This window comes from Pandoraea sp. B-6 (genome assembly GCF_000282835.1).
In the GTDB taxonomy this organism is placed as follows: Bacteria; Pseudomonadota; Gammaproteobacteria; order Burkholderiales; family Burkholderiaceae; genus Pandoraea; species Pandoraea cepalis.
This window is the reverse complement of record NZ_KB290544.1, coordinates 30,109-33,259: the sequence shown is the minus strand read 5'-3', so window position 1 is coordinate 33,259 and position 3,151 is coordinate 30,109. Positions and strand designations below refer to the sequence as shown.

Sequence of the window (3,151 nt, the reverse complement as noted above, 5' to 3'; positions counted from 1 at the left end):
TCGGCGGCCCTGGCCGCCACGGGGGGCGCGCCGATCACGCTGGCCCCGAAGGAAGGCCTCGCGCTCATGAACGGCACGGCCGTCATGACCGCGCTGGCGAGTCTCGCCTTCGCACGCAGTCGCACGCTGGCGCGTCTGGCCGCCCGGCTCACAGCGTTGACGACCGTAGCGCTCGACGGCCGCGCCGCGCACTTCCATCCGACGCTGTTCGACGCCAAGCCGCACGACGGTCAGCGCGACGCCGCCCGATGGATTCGCGACGACTTATCCGGACGCACGGAACCGCCCGAGGCGCGCCTCCAGGATCGCTATTCGTTGCGATGCGCTCCGCACGTCATCGGCGTGCTCGTCGACGCGCTGAGCTGGGTCCGGCGCGACGTCGAAAACGAGATCAACAGTGCCAACGACAACCCGCTCATCGATCCCGACACCGGCGAAGTCCATCACGGCGGCAACTTCTACGGCGGGCACATCGCCTTCGCCATGGACAGCCTGAAGACGGCGGTCGCCAACCTCGCCGACCTGATGGATCGCCAACTCGCCCTGCTGGTGGACGACAAGTTCAACAACGGCCTGCCCCGCAATCTCAGCGGCGCGACGGGCCCTCGCGCACCAATCAACCATGGTTTCAAGGCGGTGCAGATCGGCGCATCGGCGTGGGCGGCGGAAGCGCTCAAGCACACCATGCCGGCCAGCGTATTCTCACGCTCGACCGAATCGCACAATCAGGACAAGGTCAGCATGGGAACGATCGCCGCACGCGATTGCCTTCGCGTGCTGACGCTCACCGAACAGGTCGGCGCCGCTCACACGCTCGCGGTGGCGCAGGCCGTCAAGTTACGCTTGCGGCACTCGCCGGACGCCGCGCCGCTGCCCGCCGCACTGCGGGCGTGGCTCGAAACGGTCACCGCCCAATCGCCGTTCGTCGACGAAGATCGCGCGCTTGAACATGAATTGCGCGCCGTGCGTGCCTGGCTTGCCGATGGAGGCGATCTGCCTAATGACGACTGAGACGACCGGTCGCCGACCGGAAAAGGCCCCCTGGCTCAGCGCTTTCGCCGACGTCGAGATTCCGTTCCATGACGTCGATGTCATGGAAGTCGCCTGGCACGGCCACTACGTCAAGTATTTCGAGATCGCACGCTGCGCGCTGCTGCGCCGCTTCGACTACGACTATCCACAGATGCAGGCGTCCGGCTATCTCTGGCCCATCGTCGAGTGCCATCTCAAGTACGTTCGCTCCGCGCGCTACGGGCAGCGGGTGCGTGTCACGGCATCACTGACCGAGTATGAGAATCGGCTTCGCATCGCCTACGAGATTCACGACATCGCTACCGAAACGCGCATGACCAAGGGATATACCGTCCAGGTCGCGGTGGACGCGCGCAACGGCGAACTGCAATTCGTGAGTCCCCCCGTCGTACTGAGCAAGTTGGAGGCCGTATGGGCCGCCATCTGATGCCGCGTGCTACGAGCGTGCTTGCCCTCGCCCTACTGGTCGGCGTCGGGCTGTCGTCGGCACCCGCCGTCGCGACCGAAACCGAGACCGCCCCCGTTGCGGCATCAGCGGCGGCCGATTCGGCGTTGCTCCAGCGAATCCTCGCGCAGGTCAGTGCGCATCCCGTGGTGCACGCCGATTTCGTCCAGACGCGAACCTCGGCCTTGCTGACGGCGCCTGCGCTCACGCGCGGCACGCTGGTTTTCGCGCGCGAGCGCGGCGTGATCTGGCAAGTGCGTTCGCCGCAGCCGCAAGGGTATGTCTACGGCCGGCAACGCAGCGCGCGCATCGATGCCGACGGCAAGCTGCTGTCGCTCGACGGGCAGCCGTCGGCCATCTCGCAGCAGATCAACGAATGGGCCAATGCATTCATGCAGGGCGACACCAGCGGACTCGCCTCCCAATTCGGCATTTCCGTCACGGGCACCCTGCGTCGCTGGCAGGTGGTGCTCACGCCCGCACAACCACAGATCGCTCAAGCGATGCGGCGTCTCACGCTCAGCGGCGACACGACCGTGCGCACCGTGACGCTGGAGACCCGGCGCGGTGAGACCGTCCAGTGGCAGTTCGACAAGGTGCGCACCGGCGACACGCTCGACGTGCAAGCGCAACGCCTGCTGCGAATGGTCGAATGACGCCACGCACTCGGGCATTGCGCCGCACACTCACCTTCGCCCTCGTCGCGGGCCTCGTGCTGCTGGGTATCTGGCTGCTAGCGGTGCGCCATCTGCCGCTGCAGACCAATGTGCTCGCGCTGTTGCCCACGACCGAGCGCGATCCCGTCGCGGAGCAAGCCGTGGACCATCTGGCGGGCAGCGTCAGCGACCGTGTCGTGGTCCTGATCGGCGCGCCCGACGCCCACGCGGCCCGCGCCGCCGCTGCGCGTTTCGACGCGCTGGCCCGTGCGAGCGGCGCTTTCGCGAGCGTGCAGGGTCGGGTGCCGCCGTTCGACCCGGCCTTCCTCTCGAATTTCTATCGGCCGCATCGCTTCCAACTCCTCTCGCCAGCGGATCGCGGCGACCTGGAGGCGCAGCTTCGCCGACATGCGTCTGGCGACGCGAGCTTGCCGCCGCTATCGCTGGCCCATTCCCCCTTCGGCCTGACCGACGCGGCCGATGACCCCTTTGGCTGGCTCGACCGCTGGCTCACGCGGCTGCCGTTCGGCCAGCTTCGGATGTTGCCCGACGACGGTTGGCTGAGCGCGCGCCAAGCGGGGAAGACATGGGTGCTCGTGTTGCTGCAAACGCAAGGCCCGGCCTTCGACAGCGCGGTGCAGCAGCGAATCACTCAATTCTTCGACACGGCACAAGCGCGGATCGTAGACCTCTCGCCCGGCGTGGAAGTGCTGCGCAGCGGCGCGGTCTTCCATGCGGCAGGGGCACGATCGCAGGCGGAAACGGAGTTGCATCGCATCGGCATCGTTGCAACGCTCGGTATTGCGCTGCTCACGCTCTGGGCGTTCCGTTCGGGCCGCCTGCTCGCCATGGGGCTCGCGACCATCGCCTTCGGCACGCTGTGCGCTGCGCTCGCCACGCTGCTGATCTTCGGTGAGCTGCACTTGCTGACGCTCGTCTTCGGCGCGGCCCTGATCGGCGAAACCGTCGACTATGCCATTCAGTATTTCGTCGGCGTTGGCGGTCTGACGCGCGAGGC

General features: G+C 67.2%; 3 protein-coding genes and 1 pseudogene. All 4 read left to right on the top strand.

Translation table 11 applies throughout. From position 1 onward, the window contains the following. Positions 1-1,011: histidine ammonia-lyase (hutH, locus tag A985_RS0118195; protein ID WP_017234803.1), on the top strand; the 1,011-nt coding region annotated here is incomplete at its 5' end. Next, positions 1,001-1,459: a thioesterase family protein gene (locus A985_RS0118190; protein ID WP_017234802.1), complete on the top strand. Its 459-nt coding sequence runs from the start codon at positions 1,001-1,003 to the stop codon at positions 1,457-1,459. The genes hutH and A985_RS0118190, both read left to right, overlap by 11 nt. Beyond that, positions 1,444-2,133: an outer membrane lipoprotein carrier protein LolA gene (locus A985_RS0118185; RefSeq protein WP_017234801.1), complete on the top strand. Its 690-nt coding sequence runs from the start codon at positions 1,444-1,446 to the stop codon at positions 2,131-2,133. Before A985_RS0118190 ends, A985_RS0118185 begins: the two co-directional genes overlap by 16 nt. Beyond that, a pseudogene (locus A985_RS26115) lies at positions 2,130-3,151 on the top strand (MMPL family transporter); the annotation flags it as partial. The gene A985_RS0118185 and the pseudogene A985_RS26115, both read left to right, overlap by 4 nt.